21 protein-coding genes and 1 tRNA gene are annotated in these 18,755 nt (G+C 69.2%); 10 read left to right on the top strand and 12 right to left on the bottom strand.

Going from position 1 to position 18,755, the window contains the following annotated elements; genetic code table 11:
• Positions 1-165: 165 nt before the first annotated feature.
• Both HUW46_RS17170 and HUW46_RS17165 read right to left on the bottom strand, forming a co-directional pair.
• Positions 166-1,086, bottom strand: a complete 921-nt coding sequence (locus HUW46_RS17170) for a LysR substrate-binding domain-containing protein (RefSeq protein WP_215548228.1) — start codon at positions 1,084-1,086, stop codon at positions 166-168.
• Between the two features lie 9 nt (positions 1,087-1,095).
• The gene (locus HUW46_RS17165) at positions 1,096-2,052 is read right to left on the bottom strand and encodes a LysR family transcriptional regulator (protein WP_215548227.1); all 957 of its coding nucleotides are present in this window, start codon (positions 2,050-2,052) and stop codon (positions 1,096-1,098) included.
• A gap of 203 nt (positions 2,053-2,255) precedes the next feature.
• On the opposite strand from HUW46_RS17165, the gene HUW46_RS17160 reads away from it, so the two are divergent.
• The 5 genes from HUW46_RS17160 to HUW46_RS17140 all read left to right on the top strand — a co-directional run bounded on the left by HUW46_RS17160 (position 2,256) and on the right by HUW46_RS17140 (position 7,637).
• Entirely contained in the window at positions 2,256-2,939 is a 684-nt protein-coding gene (locus HUW46_RS17160) for a tRNA-dependent cyclodipeptide synthase (protein WP_215548226.1), read from the top strand.
• Complete coding sequence (locus tag HUW46_RS17155; protein WP_215548225.1) at positions 2,936-4,624, top strand: cytosine permease; 1,689 nt, start codon at positions 2,936-2,938, stop codon at positions 4,622-4,624. The genes HUW46_RS17160 and HUW46_RS17155 overlap by 4 nt, the downstream gene beginning before the upstream one ends.
• Before the next feature lie 11 nt (positions 4,625-4,635).
• Positions 4,636-5,085: a thioredoxin family protein gene (locus tag HUW46_RS17150; protein ID WP_215548224.1), complete on the top strand. Its 450-nt coding sequence runs from the start codon at positions 4,636-4,638 to the stop codon at positions 5,083-5,085.
• Between the two features lie 78 nt (positions 5,086-5,163).
• Positions 5,164-6,339 carry a S8 family peptidase gene (locus HUW46_RS17145; protein WP_215548223.1) on the top strand — a complete coding sequence of 392 codons (1,176 nt, stop codon included), beginning with the start codon at positions 5,164-5,166 and terminating at the stop codon, positions 6,337-6,339.
• Positions 6,340-6,452: 113 nt separating this feature from the next.
• Positions 6,453-7,637: an MFS transporter gene (locus tag HUW46_RS17140; protein ID WP_215548222.1), complete on the top strand. Its 1,185-nt coding sequence runs from the start codon at positions 6,453-6,455 to the stop codon at positions 7,635-7,637.
• A 71-nt stretch (positions 7,638-7,708) separates the two neighbouring features.
• On the opposite strand, the gene HUW46_RS17135 is transcribed toward HUW46_RS17140, so the two are convergent.
• The 7 genes from HUW46_RS17135 to HUW46_RS17105 form a co-directional block, all read right to left on the bottom strand.
• A complete protein-coding gene (locus HUW46_RS17135; protein WP_215549927.1) occupies positions 7,709-8,053 on the bottom strand; it encodes a hypothetical protein in 345 nt (114 codons plus the stop codon).
• A 23-nt stretch (positions 8,054-8,076) separates the two neighbouring features.
• On the bottom strand, positions 8,077-10,809 hold the full coding sequence (locus HUW46_RS17130; RefSeq protein ID WP_215548221.1) for an FtsK/SpoIIIE domain-containing protein: 2,733 nt from the start codon (positions 10,807-10,809) through the stop codon (positions 8,077-8,079).
• The gene (locus HUW46_RS17125) at positions 10,809-11,057 is read right to left on the bottom strand and encodes a hypothetical protein (protein ID WP_254126251.1); all 249 of its coding nucleotides are present in this window, start codon (positions 11,055-11,057) and stop codon (positions 10,809-10,811) included. The genes HUW46_RS17130 and HUW46_RS17125 overlap by 1 nt, the downstream gene beginning before the upstream one ends.
• A gap of 2 nt (positions 11,058-11,059) precedes the next feature.
• Positions 11,060-11,320: a hypothetical protein gene (locus tag HUW46_RS17120; protein ID WP_215548220.1), complete on the bottom strand. Its 261-nt coding sequence runs from the start codon at positions 11,318-11,320 to the stop codon at positions 11,060-11,062.
• Positions 11,321-11,537: 217 nt separating this feature from the next.
• Positions 11,538-11,627 (bottom strand) — tRNA-Ser (locus tag HUW46_RS17115).
• Between the two features lie 65 nt (positions 11,628-11,692).
• The gene (locus tag HUW46_RS17110; RefSeq protein ID WP_215548219.1) at positions 11,693-12,226 is read right to left on the bottom strand and encodes a cysteine hydrolase family protein; all 534 of its coding nucleotides are present in this window, start codon (positions 12,224-12,226) and stop codon (positions 11,693-11,695) included.
• Between the two features lie 35 nt (positions 12,227-12,261).
• Positions 12,262-12,681, bottom strand: coding sequence for an SRPBCC family protein (locus tag HUW46_RS17105; protein ID WP_215548218.1), 420 nt, complete (start codon positions 12,679-12,681; stop codon positions 12,262-12,264).
• A gap of 58 nt (positions 12,682-12,739) precedes the next feature.
• On the opposite strand from HUW46_RS17105, the gene HUW46_RS17100 reads away from it, so the two are divergent.
• From HUW46_RS17100 to HUW46_RS17090, 3 genes are all read left to right on the top strand, one after another.
• The gene (locus HUW46_RS17100; RefSeq protein WP_215548217.1) at positions 12,740-13,342 is read left to right on the top strand and encodes a CGNR zinc finger domain-containing protein; all 603 of its coding nucleotides are present in this window, start codon (positions 12,740-12,742) and stop codon (positions 13,340-13,342) included.
• Positions 13,343-13,401: 59 nt separating this feature from the next.
• On the top strand, positions 13,402-14,013 hold the full coding sequence (locus HUW46_RS17095) for a TetR/AcrR family transcriptional regulator (RefSeq protein WP_215548216.1): 612 nt from the start codon (positions 13,402-13,404) through the stop codon (positions 14,011-14,013).
• 130 nt (positions 14,014-14,143) lie between these two features.
• Positions 14,144-15,529, top strand: a complete 1,386-nt coding sequence (locus tag HUW46_RS17090; RefSeq protein ID WP_215549925.1) for an IS1380 family transposase — start codon at positions 14,144-14,146, stop codon at positions 15,527-15,529.
• A 156-nt stretch (positions 15,530-15,685) separates the two neighbouring features.
• On the opposite strand, the gene HUW46_RS17085 is transcribed toward HUW46_RS17090, so the two are convergent.
• On the bottom strand, positions 15,686-16,363 hold the full coding sequence (locus HUW46_RS17085) for a TetR/AcrR family transcriptional regulator (protein WP_215548215.1): 678 nt from the start codon (positions 16,361-16,363) through the stop codon (positions 15,686-15,688).
• Between the two features lie 126 nt (positions 16,364-16,489).
• Between HUW46_RS17085 and HUW46_RS17080 the strand changes: the two genes are divergently transcribed.
• The gene (locus tag HUW46_RS17080; protein WP_215548214.1) at positions 16,490-16,963 is read left to right on the top strand and encodes a nitroreductase family deazaflavin-dependent oxidoreductase; all 474 of its coding nucleotides are present in this window, start codon (positions 16,490-16,492) and stop codon (positions 16,961-16,963) included.
• An 11-nt stretch (positions 16,964-16,974) separates the two neighbouring features.
• On the opposite strand, the gene HUW46_RS17075 is transcribed toward HUW46_RS17080, so the two are convergent.
• Together HUW46_RS17075 and HUW46_RS17070 are read right to left on the bottom strand one after the other, a co-directional pair.
• On the bottom strand, positions 16,975-17,175 hold the full coding sequence (locus HUW46_RS17075) for a hypothetical protein (protein ID WP_215548213.1): 201 nt from the start codon (positions 17,173-17,175) through the stop codon (positions 16,975-16,977).
• A gap of 77 nt (positions 17,176-17,252) precedes the next feature.
• Entirely contained in the window at positions 17,253-18,110 is an 858-nt protein-coding gene (locus HUW46_RS17070; RefSeq protein WP_215548212.1) for an alpha/beta fold hydrolase, read from the bottom strand.
• Between the two features lie 77 nt (positions 18,111-18,187).
• Between HUW46_RS17070 and HUW46_RS17065 the strand changes: the two genes are divergently transcribed.
• The gene (locus tag HUW46_RS17065) at positions 18,188-18,745 is read left to right on the top strand and encodes a CGNR zinc finger domain-containing protein (RefSeq protein ID WP_215548211.1); all 558 of its coding nucleotides are present in this window, start codon (positions 18,188-18,190) and stop codon (positions 18,743-18,745) included.
• The last annotated feature ends 10 nt before the right edge of the window (positions 18,746-18,755 follow it).

The following is an 18,755-nucleotide window of genomic DNA, read 5'->3' as shown; positions in this document are numbered from 1 at the left end:
GCCACACTCCGTGGGTTGATTCGAAGGAACGAGTCGAAGATTTCCAGTAGTGCGGCAGGGGAATCAACGGCATTGCCCGAATGAACGCCGATTTCGGTTCGGAAGCGCCGTATTCGTGGAATGATGACGAATTGCGCGGAAATTCCGTGATCGAATGGCGCGTGGTCAGGGGCCGGTGGCGAGCGCGCGCAGGCAGTCGGCGTGGGTCTCCATCGCGGCTTCGTGGATGCGCGCGGCGCAGTCGGTGACCGGCCCGCCCGGCACCCAGGCGAGCACGAGCGCCGACATCGCCGCGGCGCACCGCACGGGCCGGTACGCGGTTCCCGGCATCGGCGTCGTCGGCGGCGCCGTCACGGTCAGGATGCCGGTGCCGCTGCCGAGGCAGAGCGCCGCCCATTCGCTGGCGGCGTAGCAGAAGCGCGGATCGGCGCCCGCGTCGGCGAAGGCGACGAGCACCGCCAGCGTCAGCGGCTGGACGGACTGGTCGAGCAGCACGCACCGGTGTCCCGAAAGCGCGGCGGGCGCGATCGACACCGGCGTGCCGAGCGCGTGCCCCGGCGGGATGCCGACGAACAGCGGTTCGGTCGCCACCGGCGAGCACGCGAGCGACGGCGGCAGCGCGCCCCCGGTCGCCGGGTGCTGCCGCACGACGGCGAGGTCGAGTTCGTCGCGCAACAGGGCTTCGGCCAGATCCGTGCCCGGTTCCTCGATCCGCACCGACAGTTCCGCGCCGGGGACGGCTTCGTCGATCGCGCGGACGAGCCCCGGCAGGACCGGCGTCGCGACCGCGCCGATCCGGACCACGTTCGGCGCGGGCGCTTCGGCACCGGCCCGCGCGGCCGCCAGCATCCGGTCGAACTGCGGCAGCACCACCGAAGCGTGTTCGAGCAGCACCTCGCCGGCTTCGGTGAACGTGATCCCGGCGGGCCCGTCGTGCAGCAACGCGGCCCCGACCATGCGCTCGAGCCGCTGGACCTGCTGCTCGAGCTTCGCCTGGCTCATGCCCAGCGCGACGGCGGCACCGGCCAGCCCGCCCGCCTCGGCCACCGCGGTGAGGATCCTCAACTGCCGCAGCTCGATGTCCACCGCGCTCGCTCAGCTGGTGCGCGTGGCGAGCCGCGGCAGGCCCGCGGGGAACGTCCGCGACGGCACGCGCTCACCGCGGCGCCCTTCCCAGTAGGCGTCGGTGATCAGCCCGGCGAGCACGTCGATCCGCGCCGCGATCGGACTGTCCTCCCGGTACAGCAGGAAATGGCTGGTGCGCATGAGCAGGTCCGAGATCGGCCGGTGCACCACGCCGGGCGCCAGCGGGCGCAACGTCTGCACGAGCGTCACGTCGCCCTGGTAGCGGACGATTTCGTCGCGCGGACCCGACACCGACACGTGGTGCGCGATCTGCGGTGAGAACCCGAACGGGCGGCACACGCGCTTGAGGAACTCGCGGCAGCGGTCCGGCCCCGTCGACGAGATCCACCGCTCGTGTTCCAGCTCGGCGAGCTGGACGGACTGCCGCGACGCCAGCGGATGCCAGTCGGGCAGCATGATCAGCAGGGGGTCGTCGGAAAGGTCCACGCGGCCCGTGTTCGCCGGGAGCGGTACCTCGCACTGTTCCGAAAGGACGGCGAGGTCGAGTTCGCCGCGGCCGAACCATTCGAGCATCTCCGCGGTGGACTCGGCGGTCCGGATCTCGGCCTGGTCGCCGTACCCGGTGACGTCGAGCGCGTCGAGCAGCAGGCCGGACAGCGCGGTGGCCGACCAGCCGACGCGCAGCGCCTTCGTGCGATGGGCGCACTGGTGCGCGAGATCGGAGCCGATCTTCGCGGTGTGGGCGAGTATCCCGTCCGCGTAGTCGAGGATCAGCTGCCCGAACGCCGTCGGCCGCACGCCGGTGCGGTCGCGTTCGAACAGTTCGTCACCGAGGAGTTGTTCGATCCGCCGCAGTTCGCGGCTGAGCGCGGGCTGCGGGAGGACGAGTTGGGCGGCGGCGCGGTTCAGGCTGCCCGCTTTCGCGACAACCCGGAGGTGGTGCAGATGCTTCAGTTCCAGCTCCACGGTGATCACCGTATGGCAGGCGCGCCCGCGGTTGCACCTGCGAAAGGGTGGTCGCCACCCGACCAAAGTAGGGAATTCGCACGGTCACCGCCGCGCCGGAGGCATAACCCTTCGGCATTACCCGCGCGTGCCGATCTCGGCCACAGTGAGCAGACCCGTTCGGGACCGCCAGGGGAAAGCAAGGGAAAGGTGGCGAATCCTCCATGTTCGAAGCGAGTCCCCTCTCGTCCGGCTGCGCCCGGTTGTTTCCGGACGTGCCGCACGCCTGCGTCGGCGTGAGCCCGTTCAACGGTTATTTCACCGCGGAACGGCTCATCCGGCTCGCCGCGTGGACCGCGGAGAACTTCGCCGAATTCCATTTCTTCGTGCCGGACGACGTCACGGCGTACACGCTCGAAGCGATGGGATACCCGCCCGCACGGGCGAAGCAGAAGGCGCACCGCCAGGCCTGCCACGTGCACAACAAGATCACCGCGGCGCTCACCGCCATCGGCATCGCCGATCCGGCGAGCCGCGTGCTCGGCATGGCGCGGCTCCGCGACATGCTCGCGTACCGCAGGCTGGCGAACGAAGTGGAAGAACGCTTCGAATCCGACCGCGTTTTTCGGGCGGCCTGCTATGGTGCTTCTTCCTGGGTGCTGCAAGGGAAAACCGATACCGGGTCGAATCCGGCGAGACTGCGGCTGGCCGTTCAGTACTTCCTCGCCGAACTGCCGTTGTTCGCGGCGTCCGGAACGATCACCGGTAATACCGGTTCGATGTTCGTCTACCACCAGCGCGTGCCTTTCCTGCAACGGTTCTTCGACCGCGAATTCTCGTTCCGGCCGCACGCGGGGCAGGGATTCCTGGTGGTCCGCGAACCCGTGCTGGAGGCGGCGAACCGATGACTGACCGTCACGACGACTATTCGCTCACCCCGGTGCCCGCGGCCGAGCGCCGGTCCTGGCCGTCGGTCGCGGTGCAGCGCTTCGGCCAGGTGTCCTCGTTCCAGCAGTTCATCGTCGGCGCGATCCTCGGCTACGGCATGACGTTCTGGAACGCGGTACTGGCGATCACGATCGGCTCGGTGCTGCTCGAAGTGATCACCGTCCTGCTCGGCATCGCCGGGGTCCGCGAAGGACTGTCCACCTCCGTGCTCGCCCGCTGGGCCGGGTTCGGCCGCAAGGGGTCCGCGCTCGTCGGGCTGCTCGTCGCGATCAGCCTCGCCGGCTGGTTCGGCGTGCAGAACGGGATCTTCGCGCACGGCATGCACGCGCTCGGCGGCGCCGTGCCGGAATGGGCGTGGGCCGTGCTCGGCGGGGTCGTGATCACCGCGATCACCGTCTACGGCTTCCGCATCATGGCCTGGACCGCGTACCTGACCGTGCCCGCGTTCCTGCTGCTGGCCGGATACTCCATTGTGGACGCACTCGGCAGCCATTCGCTGCCGGCGCTGGTTTCCGGCCCGCCGCCGGGGCCGCCGCTGTCCCTCGGCGCGGGCACCACGCTGGTCGCGGGCGCGTTCATCCTCGGCGCGCTGATGACCCCGGACATGACGCGGTTCAACCGGACTCCCGGCGACGTGGTCAAGCAGACCCTGATCAGCGTGACGCTCGGCGAGTACCTGATCGGGCTCATCGGCGTGCTGCTCGCGCACGCCACGGCTTCGTCCGACATCGTCGGCATCATCACCTCGTCGTCGGGCGTGCTCGGCACCCTCGTGCTCGCCACCGCGATCCTCAAGATCAACGACTGGAACCTGTACTCCTCGTCGCTCGGCCTGGTCAACGTCGTGGACGTGCTGTTCGGCCGCAAGGTCGCCCGCGTGCACGTGGTGCTCGTGCTCGGCGTGCTCGGCACGGCCGCGTCCGCGTTCGGGATCGCCGACGACTTCGCGGGCTTCCTGACCGCGGTCGGCGTGCTCACCCCGCCGGTGGCGGGCGTGCTGATCGCGGAGTACTTCGTCGTGCGGCGCTGCCGTCCCGTGTTCGACGCCTTGCGCGAACACGGTTCCGCGCCGGGCGCGCACCGCGACTGGATGCCGTCCGCGCTCGTCAGCTGGGCGCTGGGCACGGCGTTCGCCGTCTTCTTCGACTTCGGGATCCCCGCGATCAATTCGGTGGTCGTGGCTTTCGTCAGCTACCTCGCGGCGAGCCGGCTCTTCCCGGCCCGCCGACGGACCAAGGAAGGAACGGGCATGCTGCCGCTGATCGGGCGCGAAGAGCTCAAGCGCGAAATGGACGAGGGCACGGTGATCGTGGTCGACACGATGCCGGTGACCTACTACGAGCGGGAGCACCTCCCCGGCGCCCGCAACATCCCCGGCTTCCCCTACGAGCAGGCCGCGGAGTTCACCGACGCGCACGCCCCGTCGGTGCTGCCGGACCCCTCGGCCGCCGTGGTCGTCTACTGCGCCAACACCCCGTGCCGCAACAGCGAGTTCGTCGGCGCGCGCCTCCTCGAACTCGGTTACACCGACGTCCGCAAGTACCGCGAGGGGATCGAAGACTGGGTCGCCGCCGGATACGCCACCGAGTCGGGGCCCCAGACGACGGCGCAGCCCGCGCCGGTTTCCGGTAACCGCACCGAATAGAAGGAGAGAAAATGGGAAGCAGGATGCGCGTGCTCGCGGCCGCCGTCGCGATGACCGCCGGGCTCGTCGGCGGGGCGGCGGTGACCCCCGCCGCGGCGACCACGCTCGCGCCGCAGGACGACACCATCGTCGACGTGACCTCGGCCAACTACGACCAGGTCATGGAGATGTCCAAGACCAAGCCCGTGGTGCTGGACTTCTACGCGACCTGGTGCGGCCCGTGCAAGAACATGGAGCCGTACCTGGAGAAGTACCACACCGCCGACAAGGGCAAGTGGATCTGGGCGAAGGTCGACCTGAGCGACCACAAGACGAACCAGGACATCGCGAGCAAGTACAACGTCGAGTACATCCCGACGCTGATCGACATCGCGAGCGGCAAGGAGAAGGGCAGCCGGGTCGTCGGTTTCGACACCGGCAGCGGGCCCAACGACCTCCGCACCTGGCTCAACGGCCTCTGAGCCACTGATGTCTTCGCCGCCGGGGCTGGGCGGACCGGTCCCGGCGGTGATCCACCCGCACCCTCGAAGGGGTTCTCCATGAAGCGCAAGCCAAGGGCCGCCGTGCTGGCGGTCTGTTTCGCGGCCGCGGTCGGCGTACTGCCCGCGGCCGCCGTGACCGCGGCTCCCGCGAGCGCCACGTCCGCCGCGACCGCGGTGTACATCGTGCGCCTGAAGCCGATGGCCGCGGAAAAGGACAAGGTCACCGCGGCCGCGAACGCGATGATCGGCAAGTACGGGGGCACCCTCCGCCGCGTCTACTACTCCGTCTCGCAGGCGTTCTCCGTCGACCTCACCGAGGAGCAGCACACGAAGTACCTCTCCGACGAGGCCGTCAGCACCGTCGGCGCGAACCAGGTCTACACCGCGGCTGCCACGCAGGAGAACCCGCCGTCGTGGGGCCAGGACCGCATCGACCAGCCCGCGCTGCCGCTCGACCACCGGTTCACCTACCCGAACACCGCCGCCAACGTGCACGTCTACGTGCTCGACACCGGCGTGCGCACCAGCCACCAGGACTTCGGCGGCCGCGCGCACGCGGCGTTCGACGCCGTCGACCCGGCAGGGAACCAGAGCGGCACCGACTGCAACGGGCACGGCACGCGGGTCGCCGCCACGATCGCGGGCAAGAACTTCGGGATCGCGAAGGAGGCGTCGGTCGAATCGGTCCGGACGCTCGGCTGCGACGGCAAGGGCACCTCCGAGCAGATCCTGACCGCGCTGGACTGGGTCAACGTCAACGCGAAGCGCCCGGCGCTGCTCAACCTCAGCTTCGCGGGTCCCGGCGGCACGGTCGTCGACATCCAGCTGTACAAGATGACGCAGCTCGGGCTCGCCTACACCACGGCCGCGGGCAACGGCGGTGCCGACGCCTGCGACAGCACCCCGGCGCGCCAGACCACCGGGATCACGGTCGGCGCCACCGACGCGACCGACCGCAGGGTGGCGTCGTCGAACTTCGGCGGGTGCGTCGACCTCTACGCGCCCGGCAAGGACATCAAGACCGCGGACAGCCGGAGCGATACGGCCTGCACGACGGTTTCGGGTACGTCGATTGCGTCCGCCGAGGCCGCGGGCGTGGCCGCGATGTACCTGTCCGCGCATCCCGACACCACCTCGGACGCGTTGGCCGAAGCGTTGGCAGGGGCGGCGACGAAGGACAAGATCTCCGACCCCGGCGCGGGATCGAACAACCTCCTGCTCCACACGGCGTAGGAGCCGCGGCCGGGTGCCGTGCCACCCGGCCGCTTTCCTCCTGCCGCCTTCCTTCTGCCGACGACATCGGACTCGCGGCCCGGTGCCGCCCGAGGGTGTTTTGGGACTCGATCATGAACCTCGCCGCACCACCCGGCCGCGCCACCAAGCTGCCGCTGCCCGCGCTCCTCGCACTGGCCACGTCGGTGTTCCTCGGCTGCCTCACCGAGGTCGTGCCCGCCGGGATCCTGCTCCCGGCGTCGGCCGATCTCGGTGTCTCGCCGTCGGCGACGGGGCAACTCGTCACGGTGTACGCGATCACCACCGCGCTGACTTCGGTGCCGCTCACCGCGATGACCGCCGGTCTGCCGCGCAAGAAGCTCCTGCTCGCGCTCGTCGCCGGGTTCGTGGTCACCAACCTGGTCGTTGCCGTTTCCCCGTGGTTCGCGCTCGTGCTGCTGGCGCGGATCGTCTCCGGCGCGATCACCGGTGTCCTGTGGTCGCTCGTCGCGAACTACGCCATGCGGCTCGTCCCGGCCGACCGGTCCGGCCGCGCGCTCGCGGTCGCGATGGCGGGCACCCCGGTCGGCTTCGCGCTCGGCGTGCCGGCCGGGGCCGCGCTCGGCGACCTCGTCGGCTGGCGCTGGGTGTTCGTCGTGATGGCGTTGATCGCGCTGCCGCTGCTCTGGTGGGTGGCCGCGGTCGTCCCGCCGCTGGCGGGGGAGGCCCGCGGCACGCGCGCGAGCCCGCGCACCGTCCTGCGGACACCCGGCCTGCGCCCGCTGCTGGCACTGGTGATCACGTTTTCCTTGGCGCACAACCTCTTCTACACCTATCTCGGCCCGGTCTACGCCCGCGCCGGGCACGCCGGGCTGCTCAGCACCGGGCTGCTGCTGTTCGGGCTGGCCACGGTGGCGGGCCTGTGGCTGGTCGGCGTCGTGCTCGACCGGCATCCGCGCGCCGTCCTGCTCTGCTGCGCGGCGACGGCCGCCTGCTGCTTCGCCGTGATCGCCGTCGGCAGCCACAGCGTCGGCGTGCTGCTCGCGGCGAGCGCGGTGTGGGGACTCGCCTTCGGCGGCGCGCCGACCTCGTTCCAAGCGATCACCGCGATGCTCGCCGGCCGCACGGCCGACACCGCCCAGTCGCTGACCGTCGCGAGCTGGAACGGCGCGGTCGCCGGGGGAGCGCTGGCGGGCGGGCTCGTGCTGGGCGGGGCGCCGGTGGCCCTGCCGTGGGTGGCGGTGGTGTTGATGGTGGTGCCGCTGCTGCTCGCGGGTTCGGTCGCGACGAGTGTGCGGCGGGCGCGCCGGGTGGAGTGACCCCTGCTTCGGGGTGCGGGAGTTTCGCGCGGTGCGCGATCTCGCGATGCGATGCGTTTGCATCGCTCGGTTCAGCGGCGGGCGCGCCAGCCGAGCTGGAGCACGGCCTGCACGAGATCGTTGTAGAGCGGTTTGACGCCGTCGACGTACCGGGAGAGCCAGTCGTACCGCGCGGTGGGATCCGGGCCGGGTGGCTCGTCGAGTTCGAGCCAGGGAAGGCGGGACACGTTGTCCGCGGCCATCCGCCACCAGTGCTGGGCGCGCTGGGTCGCCCGCTCTTCCCGCTCGCGTGCCGCCTCGACCGATGCGGCCGCATCGGCGATCGCGCCTTCGAGTTCGATCGCCCTGTTCTGCTCCCAGGCGCGCAGATCCTCGTCCGCCCGCGACAGCGAGGCGACGATGTCCTTGTACCGCATCGCGGCGGTCACTCCGTCAGAGCTCACGGGTTCTCCCGATCGGGCCGGAGGAACGGGATGATCACCTCGGGCGTGGCGTGCGTGCTCCGGTCGAAGTACAGCGCCCTGCCCGGACGCGGTGACCAGTGCACGACCTGGCCCGCCGCGAACGGGGTCAGCTCGCTGCCCTGCACGTCGAGCGCGGCCCACGCGCCGATGTCGTCGTTGCCGCCGAACCCGAGGGTGTCCTTGAGCCGCGCCGTGCCGCGCCACCAGCCGAGCGTGTGCGTCCCCTTGCCCGGCCCCTGCTTCAGCACCATCCGCAGGTGGTCGAGCCCGCTCTTGAGCTGCCCCGGTTCCTTCGCTTCGAGCACGGGCAGCTCGGCGTCGACGCCGTAGAGCAGCAGGATCTTCGCGGTCTCCGGCTCGGTCGTCGCCAGCTCGGCGAGCGTCGGTGCGAGCGCGTCCAGCACGACGGCGCGGTGCCCGTGCGCGACCAGGTCTTCGGCCAGTCGCTCCACGGCGGGCAGGCACCGCTCGACGGGACAGCGCAGCAGGAACTCCACCGCCCCCTGCTCGTACTGGCGCGCCAGCGACCGTGCCGCGGAGTCCATAATGGACAGCGCCTCGGCCGCCGCGGTGCCCAGCACGGCCAGGTTGCGGCCCGGCGCGTGCGCCAGTTCGATCCCGCAGGCGGTGTCCTCGACATCGATCGACTGGCCGAGCAGCGCGGTCACCGCGCCGCCCGGTTTCAGCTCGCCGAACGCGGGCACGTGCTCCAGTACCGGCGAATGCGCGCCGTCGAACAGCCGCGGCCGGTCGTGCTCGTCGGCGTAGGCGTCCCACAGGCGCCGCTGCAGCGCGGCGAACACGTCCTTGCCGCTGGCATCCGGCACGTGCGCGAGCTGGTTGCCGTGCGCCACCCCGGATTCGTGGTTGAGCACGGCGTGCCAGCGGGGTGCCGAGACGGCCGCGGTGTTCGCCTCGGCGAGCACGCGGCGCGCCTTCGGCATCGCGATCCGGAGCGTGCACTGCTCGAACACCGCGGGCTTGCCCCAGAAAGCTTCGATCCCGGCGACGTCCTGGCTCGCCAGTATCAGGTGGATGCCCTGCGCACGGCCGCGCCGCGCGATGTCTTCGAGCAGTGCCGTCGCCTGATTCGTCACCGCGTCGCGGCCGGCGAACAGGTACTGGAACTCGTCGACCACCGCCACGATCCGCGGCCAGTGCCCGTCCGGGTCCTCTTGCCGCAGCCCGGCGAGATTGGTGACTTCGTGCTCCTTCGCCGCCGTCGACCGGCGGCGCAGCTCGTCGGAGAGGAACCGCAGCAGCGCCAGCCCGAACTCCCGGTCGGTGTTCACGTTGACGCCGATCAGCTTCGCGTGCGGCAGCCACGTCGCGTCCTTGCGGCCGGGGGCGAGCCCGGCGAAGGAAACGCCTTCCTTGAAGTCGAGCAGGTACAGCGCGAGCTCGTCCGGCGGGTACCGGGCGGCGAGACTGCCCAGCAGCGCGTACAGGAAGTTCGTCTTGCCCGAGCCGCTCGGCCCGCCGATCAGCGCGTGCGGGCTGGAGTCGCCGATGACGACCTCGACCGGATCCCCCTCGAAGAACCCGACCGGCGCGCGCAGTTCCTCGGCGGAATTCGCCTTACCGAGCTCGGTTGGCAGCAGGTCCGTGAACGAGCGCGGACCGCCCTGCTTCGCGATCAGCGCCTCCGCGATCTTGCCCGCCGCGCCCGACACCTGCCCGGACGGGATCGGCGGGTCGAGCTGGGTGACCAGGTTCGGGCCGGTCATGCTGGTGACCGCGCGGTGCTCGTCGAGCAGGCGGATGTTCTCCACCGAACCGCCGAGCACGTGCGGCACGTCCACCGCTATCAGCGAAATCCCAGCCGCGTGCGCACCGCCCGCGATGCGCTTCAGATCGCGCACCGGTTCCGTCGCCCACGTCTCGCCGTTGCCGAACAGCACCGCGATCCGCCACGGCTCGGTGCGCTTTCCCACCGTGGCGCGCATCCCGCGCAGCGACGTGTGCCCCGCCTGCATCGCGTGCGCGTGGATGCGCCGGATGTGCCCGGACAGGTCGTCGAGCAGGTCCTGGAGGCGGGTCGGGTCGTACAGCGTGAGCGCGCTCGTCTTGCTGAGCGGGTACAGGTTCGGCAGCACGGACGTCAGCTGACCGATGTCCCACAGGTGCACGCGCACGGCACCGGGCTCGACCGAACTGAGCACGCGCATCAGCAGCGCCTCGACGAGCGCGTCCACCTGCTCCCGCGTCTTGGGCGCCGAGGTGATCGCGAGATGGGACTCGTCGAGCAACGGCACCGCGACGTCGAAGCGATCGCGGGGGTCCGAAGTGGACAGAACGGCGGAACCGACGCGCCACAGCTCCGGCGGCGACGAGCCGACGCCGACCTGCCCGAGCCACTCGCCTGGTGGCAGATGCCCGGCGCCTCCCGAGGCGTCCGCGACCAGCTCGCGCAACCGTCGCGGCACGGTCGAGGCGTCGGTGTAGAACTGCGCGCGCACCGTGTTGAGCCACGAGCTGACCTGTGACATCGCCGGGCGGCGAAGTGCCGCGAGGATCTCCTCGTCCTGCGCGGCCGCGTCGAGACCGGTCTGGACGACCTTCTGTTCGAGTTCCAAACCGGCGAGCTCCGTCTCGGCCACTTCGCGGCCGGCGCGCGCCGCGCCGAGCACGAGCCCGATTTGCTGGCGCATCGCATCGAGCGCGCTGACCACGCGCGCGCGTTGCTCGTTGCTCTTGGAGAACCCCATCAGAGGCGTGCCTCGTACTCCTTCAACAGGTCGTCGGCGGTGGACATCAGTGCCGCGTCGTTCCCGATCTTCTCGAGTGCCCCGTCCAGCTGCGGTGGTAGCCACGGCTCGGCCTGTTCATGCCCGTCGACGATCGCCGCGCGCGCTTCGCCGAGCAACTCGAGCGCGCGCCTTGTGTGCGCGCCGGCGTCCTCGACCTTCGCGCGTGACATGGCCAGCAGGGAATGGAACTCTTCGAGCGCGGACACGATCAGAGACGCGCGGAGTAGGCGTCCGCCGACGACATGCAGGCCTGGATCGTGCTCTGGGTGCCGGTGATGCCTTGCAGCGCCTCGGCGAGCATTCCATGCGCCTGCGCTACCTCGTCCTGGGTGCTGCCCTGGGTGGCCTGCGCGAGCGACTGCTGCGCTTCTTCCAGCGCCTGCGCGGCCTGCTGCAGCGCGGCGATGCTCGCGGACGCCTTTTCGTTCGCCAGCGCGATTCCAGCACGGATTTCTTCCACTCCGGCCATGGGGGCGGAACTCCTCGGTTGCCGTTGTTCTGATGCGGATCCGGCCGTGCGGACGGCCGATTGCGCACAACCTAGCGTGAGGCCACCGACACCTGATCAGTGACGGGGGGTCAGCCACTCCAGGGTACGGCAACACCCTCATGGGGGGCCGGAAAAAGCCGAACGCCGGGTCCTTCGCGGTCTTGTCGCGAAGGACCCGGCGCTCAGCGGTATTCGATGGCGGAGGATACGGGATTCGAACCCGTGAGGGCTTTTACACCCAACACGATTTCCAATCGTGCGCCTTAGGCCGCTCGGCCAATCCTCCGCAGGAGAGCGTACAGGATCGCGCTCTACCTGCGGATATGGGGTCTGAGCTGCGGGGACGCCAGGTCAGGCGACCACGGTCACACCCGCTTCGCGCAGCGCTTCGACGACCGCGTCGTCGTGGCCGGGATACGCGTGGGCGGGTGCGCAGGCGGACAGCGGCACGGTCACCTCGTACCCCAGCCGGACCGCGTCCACCGCGGTCGCCGACACGCAGATGCCGGTGGCGATCCCGGTGACCACCAGTGCGCGAACGCCGTCGCGGGCGAGGTGCCCCGCCAGTGCGCTCAAACCGCCCGCGCCCAGTTCCCGTCCCTTCATCTCCGCGGGCAGACGGAGAAAACCCGACAAGGCGCCGCGGTGACCCGGTCCCTTTTCCACGACGGTGCCGCGGACGTCCAGCGCCGGGTGGAGCAGGGTGTCATCGCCGTCCGTGTCGGCGTCCGGCTGGTAGTCGCGGAGGTAGTAGACCGGCCACTCGTTCGCGACGGCCTTCGCGACGTGGTCGTTGATCGCGGTCACGGCCGCGAGCCCCTCGTCTCCGGTGATGGCGACGAACAGGTTCTGCACGTCGACGACGAGCAAAGCGGTGTCGGTCATGCTTGCGACGGTATGACTTCGAGTAATGTCGAGGTCTAGTCCCGGTTTCCCAGTTTGTGCACGATCGTGTCGAGAACGCCGCGCCAGTGGACTCGCTGCGCCTCGCGTTCTTCCGGCCCGGTGAGCCGCTCCTGGTGGAAGCGGAGGGTGGTCTTGTCGCCCTTGTTGCCCTTGGCGGACACGGTGAACTGAATAGTCGACTCGTGTGCCCGGTCCTTCGGGCGCCATGTCAGCCGGACCCGGTCGTGCTCGCGGAAGCCGCGCACTTCGCCGGTCGTTCCGTCCGCCGTTTCGTACGGGGCGCCCTTTTCCGGCTGGAGGGTGACATCGCCGCCGAGCCAGGTCGCGAGACCGTCTTGGCTCAGCATGAAGTCCCACACGGTGGCGACCGGCGACGCGACGGTCTCGGAGACGCCGATCATCCACCCGGCGTCCTTGGATCTGCCTACGGTCATTTCGCCATCCTCGCGGTAACTACTTAAAGAGGTGTCTGACACCGACTATAGTGGTTACATGGAATCGGGTACAAGGCTGCTCACCGGCGGGGACGGGCAGAGTTACGAATTCGATCCGGGGTGCCTCTGCCTCGAACTGCTCCTCACCGGCGGACCCGAGCCGTGTGATCGCTTCGAAATCCTGCATCGGCCCGGCGATCTCGCCGACTGGCTCCTCGGTTCGCGGTTGGCCGCCACCGCGCCGCTCGACGAGGTCGAGATCCGTGTTCGCCCGCGCGAACTGCTCCGGCTCAAGGCTTTCCGCGACCGGATGTGGACGATCGCCGCGGTGCTCGCCGCGGGTGGCTGGCCGTCGACCGCGGACCTCGCCGTCGTGAACGACAGTGTCGGCGCGCAGCCCGTGCTCGGCCTCGACCCGGAGAGCGGCGAGCGAACCTGGCTGGGACCGGTGACCGGCGAGCAGGTGCTCGCCGCCGCGGCACGCGAAGTCGTGGACCTGCTCGGCACCGGCCTCGCCGACAGAGTGCGCGAATGCGAGGCGAGTGACTGCCGTTTGCTGTTCGTCGACACCTCCCGGCCCGGCAAGCGGCGCTGGTGCTCGATGAAGCGGTGCGGCAATCGGCACAAGGTGCAGGCGTACCGCGCCCGGCAGCACGACTGAGCTCGTCCGGATGGCCCGCCCCTGCTGCTAACGTCGGCGGACGCCGGGAGGAGGCCCGCATGGCGAAGCGTCTGACGCGAGAGGAAAGTCGCGCGCGGACAAGAGAGAGACTGCTGGACGCCGCCAGCGCGCTGTTCGCCGAACGCGGTGTCAACGGCGCCTCCGTCGAGCAGATCGCCGAACACGCGGGTTTCAGCAGGGGCGCGTTCTACGGCAATTTCGCGGACAAGCCGGAACTGGTCGCCGCCCTGCTCGAGCGGCGTCGGCGCCAGGACGTCCGCGAAGTCTCGGCGCTGGCGGCAGGCGCCTCCGACGCCGCGGAGGTGCTGAACCGGTTGCGCGCCTGGAATGCGGAACGGGCGGAAAACCTCGCCGAGTGGTTCACACTGCGCACCGAACTCAACCTGTACGCGCTCCGAAATCCTTCGGCACGGCCGATGGTCGCCGAAGGCGAGCGAGTCGCCCGCGATGCGATCAAGGGCGGCATCGAACACCGCTTTCATGGCACAACCCCGCCCGCCGATCCCGCGTTCCTCGCCCTGATCGTGCACGCGCTGGAAGACGGCCTGCTGTTCCAGCGGTTCATCTGCCCCGAAGGCACCTCCGACGATGTGGTCGTCGACGCGGTCGAACTGCTCTTGCGCGGCTGGGAAGCACTTGCGCGCGATTGAGCGTCACTAGCCTGGGTGTTTCATGGGTGGTGGGGTGTCGTGGGGGTTGAATGCGCGAAAGTGCCTGTCCTGTAGGGGAAACTGGGACTTGTCTAGGGTCCGGTTTCTCGAACGGGAAGGCACTTCGCGGGTGAAGGATAGCAAGCGTTCTGGTCGGGTGAAGGTCAGCGCGGATGGTGCTGGTGTCGTGTCGCATGCTGGTGTCGGGTTGTTGCGGGAGATGGCTGAGGTCACGGGTTTGGTCGGGGCGGTGAACTCGGCGTTGGCTGATACTTATCGTGGTGTCGCGGTGCATGCGCCGGGGCAGGTGTTCGCTGATGTGGCGGTGGCGATCGCGGATGGCGCGGACGCGGTGTCGGGGATCGCGGTGCTGCGGGACCGGGAGGATCTGTTCGGGCCGGTCGCGTCGATGCCGACGGCGTGGCGGTTACTCGAGCGGATCGACGAGGCCCATCTGCCCGCGGTGCAGGCCGCCCGTGCCGCCGCGCGGCAACGGGCGTGGGAGGCCGGGGCTGCCCCGGACCTGTCCGAGGAGCTGTGTCTGGATTTCGATGCCACGATCGTGCTGGCGCACTCGGACAAGCAGGACGCGGCAGCGACGTGGAAGCACACGTTCGGGTTTCACCCGCTGTTGTGTTTCCTCGATCGCCCGCAGATCGCCGGCGGGGAAGCCTTGGCCGGGTTGCTGCGCCCAGGCAACGCGGGGTCGAGCACCGCGGCCGATCACGTCGCCGTGCTCGATGCGGCGCTGGCGGCGTTGCCCACCTACGCCCGGCCCCGCCCCGGCGACCCCGATTCGCCGCGGCTGCTCGCGCGCAGTGATTCCGCCGGGGCCAGCCACACCTTCGCCCAGACCTGCCGGGACCGGGGCGTCGGGTTCTCCTTCGGGTTCCCGGTCGACGCGCGGGTGCAGCGCATCGTCGACGCGATCCCGGCTTCGTGCTGGCATCCCGCGGTCGAGCCTGGGGACGGGATCCGGGACGGAGCCTGGGTCACCGAGATCAGCACCGCGATCGACCTGTCGAAGTGGCCCGAAGGGTCACGGCTGATCCTGCGCAAAGAACGCCCGCACCCCGGCGCGCAGCTACGATTCACCGACGCCGACGGGATGCGGATCACCGCGCTGCTCACCGACACCGCACCCGGGATCATCCCCGGCCAGGCCGCCGGGCTGGAACTGCGACACCGTCAACGCGCCCGGATGGAAGACCGCATCCGCGAGGCCAAAGCCACCGGCCTGCGCAACCTGCCCTGTCGCGGACTCGCCGAAAACACAGCCTGGCTACAGGCCGTGCTCACCGCGATCGACCTGGTCTGCTGGAGCCAACTGATCGGCTTCACCGACCAGCCCGACCTCGCCCGGATCGAGATCACCACCTTCCGTTACCGCGTCCTGCACGTCGCCGCCCGCATCACCCGCAGCGCACGCCAAACCCATCTGCGCATCGACCGGACATGGCGCTGGGCCCCCGCAATCGCCACCGGATTCCACCGCATCCGCACCGCTTTCCCCTAACCCACACCACCCCTGACCCGACAACCCGAAAGACCCCGGAGCAGCCGATACCCCAGCAGATCGGCAACTACAACCTGCCCACACCCAAAACCACACCCAACAACATCAACATCTCCAACATCAACATCACCTACAGATCACCATGAAAGACCGAGGCTAGAGGCCGACATAGGCAGCCATCTGCTCACTCGTGTACGCGAAGAACGAGTCCGCCGGATCGGCGCTGCCGACGTACTGGCCGAACAGTTCGAAGCTGATCGCGCCGAAAAGCTGCGTCCACGCCACGAGAAACCGGGCGAGGACAGCAAGGTCCAGCTCCGACCCGACCTGTTGTGCCACGGCCTTCAGCTGTCCGACGAGTTCCTTCGGAGGCGCGGGTTCGTCGATCACCGCCCGAGGCGTAGCTGCCTCCACCACGCGCAACAGTGCGACGGCGACTCGGGCCGCCGATGCGACGGTGTCCTGGGGAGCCTGGTAGCCCGGGATCGGTGACCCGTAGATGAGCGCGTACTCGTGCGGATGAGCTAGCGCCCATGCTCTGGTCGCGTGCCAGATCGCCACCCACCGGGCGCGCGGTTCACCGTCTGGGGCGTCTGCGTCCTCTGCCGTGGCGCCGATCGCGTCGTACGCGTCGATGATCAGAGCGGTCAGCAGCTGATCCCGACTCGCGAAGTAGCGGTACAACGCCGACGACACCATGCCGAGCTCACGTGCGACAGCCCGCAGCGACAACCCGTCGGCCCCGGCCTCGCCCAGCTGACGACGTGCCGCGCTCTTGATCTCTTCGGTCAGCTCGGCTCTGGCGCGTTCACGGGCGGTGCGGCTTGCGGGCATGGCGACCAGTCTGCCACGAGCGAGAGCGCCGCACCAATTGGAGAGCACTGCTCTTGACAAGATTCCGCGGCCGGTGTTCACTGCTCTTAACCGAGAGCACTGCTCTCCAAGGAGTGAGGAGTTCCGATGACCGTGCAGCAGCCGACCGAGCAGAACACCCGTCTCATCGAGCAGGGCAGGGGACAACGCCACCTGCATCGGGCCGTCGCCGGGCTGACGAAGCTCGGAGTCAGCATCCTGGGCAGTCGGGTTCTGTACGTGAAGGGGCGCAAAACCGGGGAATGGCGGGCGAACCCGGTGAACCTGCTGACCTACGAGGGCGACCGTTATCTCGTCGCGCCGCGCGGTCATACGCAGTGGGTGCGCAACCTGCGAGTGGCAGGCAACGGCCGGCTCCGGGTCGGCAGGCGAGTGGAGGAGTTCGTCGCCACCGAGCTGGCCGACGATGACAAGCCCGCACTGCTGCGCGCATACCTGCGGCGCTGGAAGTTCGAGGTCGGCATGTTCTTCGACGGAGTCGATGCGACCGCATCCGACGAGAAGCTGCGCGAGATCGCGCCCGGCTACCCGGTCTTCCGCATCACCGAGGCGGCTGGCTGATCGCGCGGTCTTCACTCCACCCGGCGCCGGGGCTTCCGGATCGTCGCGGCTAGTAGGACCACCCCCAGGAGGAAGGCGCCGAGTCCGATCAGGAACCACAGCTTCTGTCCCGTCATGAAGCTGCCGGTGATCACGCCGACGCCCTGCAGGATCCACACCGCGCCGATCACGGCGCACACGACGCCGATCGCCAGCATGATCCACCGTGTCATGTCGTGCTCCCAGGTCGTGCCGGTCCGACCATCGGAGTCTCGCACTGGCGCGCGCCGCTTGCAGTGTTGCCACGTCGTCAACCCCGGAGAAACGGCTGAAGCCGCGTCAGTAACCGGCCGGGTTGCTCCTCGGCGAGGAAGTGCCCGGACTCTTCAATCGGTCCACCCGTGACGTCATTGGCGTACTCGCGCCAGATTTCCAACGCCGGCATCTTCGCGGGCAAACCTTCGCTGCCCCAGAGTGCGAGTACGGGCATGGTCAGCCTCCGCCCAGCGTCGAAGTCCGCGTCGTCGGTATCGGCATCGTCGGGAAACGATGCACGGTAGTCGTCGAACCCGGCCCGGAGCGCGCCCGGCGCGGAGAAGGCTCGCACGTACTCGTCGACCGCCGCGGCGTCGAGCCCCTGACGTTGGTAAGTCCATCGTTCGAAGAAGTATCCGAGATAGGCCGCGACATCGGCTCCGGCCAGCCGCTCCGGAAGGTCGGGCTGGAGATGGAAGAACCAGTGCCAGTACCCGGTCGCGATTCCGAGGTCCAGGCGGCGCCAGACTTCTCGGGTCGGCACGATGTCGAGCACGGCAAGCCGCTCGATCTGCTCCGGCCGATCTAGCGCCCACCGATGGGCCACGCGTCCTCCTCGATCATGCCCGGCAACACTGACTTGCGCGAAGCCGAACCTGGTCACCAGCGCCGAGATGTCCGCCGCCATCGTCCTTTTGTCATATCCCGTTCGCGGCTTGTCGCTGAGGCCGTAGCCGCGAAGGTCGGGCGCGATGACCGGCCGCTCCGCGGCCAACTCGTCGATGACTTGGCGCCAGCAACGCGAAGTCTGCGGCCAGCCGTGCAGGAGAACCACCGGAGTGCCGCCTTGGTCCATGCCCGCATACCGGTAGTGCATACGGATTCCGTTGACGATCGCTGTCGAACTCGGCATGGTCACCTCCGCTAACCAGTTGATGGGGTTAGAGGCTAGAAGCACCCTTAACCGATGGCAAGGGTTAGAATCTCGTCATGGCGGATTGGGTCTTCGACGGCGGCAGAGTCAGCATTGACCTCGTCAACACGTTGCGGGACAGGAAGACCGGCGGCACGGAGCTGTTGACCAGCACCGCGGCAGTCGGTGAGTGGCTCCGACATGCGGGTCTCGCCGCCCGCGCCGAAGTCGCGGAAGCGGACCTCGTCCGCATCCGCGCTCTGCGGGAAGCGGTCGATCGGATTCTCCGTACGCCCGAGGGAAGTCGGCCCTCCACCGAAGATGTGGGCTTGATCAACAAGGTTGCGGCCGCGGTACCGCCTGTGGCGCCGCAACTTCGCTACGACCGTGACAACAAACCGCGCTTGCGTTCGGCAGCTGTCGCCGACCCCGTGAAGAACGCGTTGGCGATCATTGCCGTCGACGCGATCGAAGCGGTGATCGCTTCTGTCGTTCTTCGGATCTGTGCCGCGGACGACTGCGGTCTTCGCTTCGCGGACACTTCACCGAAGCGCAATCGACAATGGTGCTCGATGGCGCGATGCGGCAACCGGGCGAAGGCACGTAAGCACTACGCGCGAAGCAAAGGCACCTAGTGTTCTGAGT

This window comes from Amycolatopsis sp. CA-230715, from assembly GCF_018736145.1.
GTDB lineage: Bacteria > Actinomycetota > Actinomycetes > Mycobacteriales > Pseudonocardiaceae > Amycolatopsis.
This window is presented reverse-complemented; position numbering and strand designations above follow the sequence as displayed.

What these genes read in the sequence shown, in the direction of transcription:
- HUW46_RS17160 (WP_215548226.1), top strand. Translation starts at nt 2,256, where the DNA reads ATGTTCGAAGCGAGTCCCCTCTCGTCCGGCTGCGCCCGGTTGTTTCCG.
- HUW46_RS17155 (WP_215548225.1), top strand. Translation starts at nt 2,936, where the DNA reads ATGACTGACCGTCACGACGACTATTCGCTCACCCCGGTGCCCGCGGCC.
- HUW46_RS17150 (WP_215548224.1), top strand. Translation starts at nt 4,636, where the DNA reads ATGGGAAGCAGGATGCGCGTGCTCGCGGCCGCCGTCGCGATGACCGCC.
- HUW46_RS17145 (WP_215548223.1), top strand. Translation starts at nt 5,164, where the DNA reads ATGAAGCGCAAGCCAAGGGCCGCCGTGCTGGCGGTCTGTTTCGCGGCC.
- HUW46_RS17140 (WP_215548222.1), top strand. Translation starts at nt 6,453, where the DNA reads ATGAACCTCGCCGCACCACCCGGCCGCGCCACCAAGCTGCCGCTGCCC.
- HUW46_RS17135 (WP_215549927.1), bottom strand. Translation starts at nt 8,053, where the DNA reads ATGCGGTACAAGGACATCGTCGCCTCGCTGTCGCGGGCGGACGAGGAT.
- HUW46_RS17130 (WP_215548221.1), bottom strand. Translation starts at nt 10,809, where the DNA reads ATGGGGTTCTCCAAGAGCAACGAGCAACGCGCGCGCGTGGTCAGCGCG.
- HUW46_RS17120 (WP_215548220.1), bottom strand. Translation starts at nt 11,320, where the DNA reads ATGGCCGGAGTGGAAGAAATCCGTGCTGGAATCGCGCTGGCGAACGAA.
- HUW46_RS17110 (WP_215548219.1), bottom strand. Translation starts at nt 12,226, where the DNA reads ATGACCGACACCGCTTTGCTCGTCGTCGACGTGCAGAACCTGTTCGTC.
- HUW46_RS17105 (WP_215548218.1), bottom strand. Translation starts at nt 12,681, where the DNA reads ATGACCGTAGGCAGATCCAAGGACGCCGGGTGGATGATCGGCGTCTCC.
- HUW46_RS17100 (WP_215548217.1), top strand. Translation starts at nt 12,740, where the DNA reads ATGGAATCGGGTACAAGGCTGCTCACCGGCGGGGACGGGCAGAGTTAC.
- HUW46_RS17095 (WP_215548216.1), top strand. Translation starts at nt 13,402, where the DNA reads ATGGCGAAGCGTCTGACGCGAGAGGAAAGTCGCGCGCGGACAAGAGAG.
- HUW46_RS17085 (WP_215548215.1), bottom strand. Translation starts at nt 16,363, where the DNA reads ATGCCCGCAAGCCGCACCGCCCGTGAACGCGCCAGAGCCGAGCTGACC.
- HUW46_RS17080 (WP_215548214.1), top strand. Translation starts at nt 16,490, where the DNA reads ATGACCGTGCAGCAGCCGACCGAGCAGAACACCCGTCTCATCGAGCAG.
- HUW46_RS17075 (WP_215548213.1), bottom strand. Translation starts at nt 17,175, where the DNA reads ATGACACGGTGGATCATGCTGGCGATCGGCGTCGTGTGCGCCGTGATC.
- HUW46_RS17070 (WP_215548212.1), bottom strand. Translation starts at nt 18,110, where the DNA reads ATGCCGAGTTCGACAGCGATCGTCAACGGAATCCGTATGCACTACCGG.
- HUW46_RS17065 (WP_215548211.1), top strand. Translation starts at nt 18,188, where the DNA reads ATGGCGGATTGGGTCTTCGACGGCGGCAGAGTCAGCATTGACCTCGTC.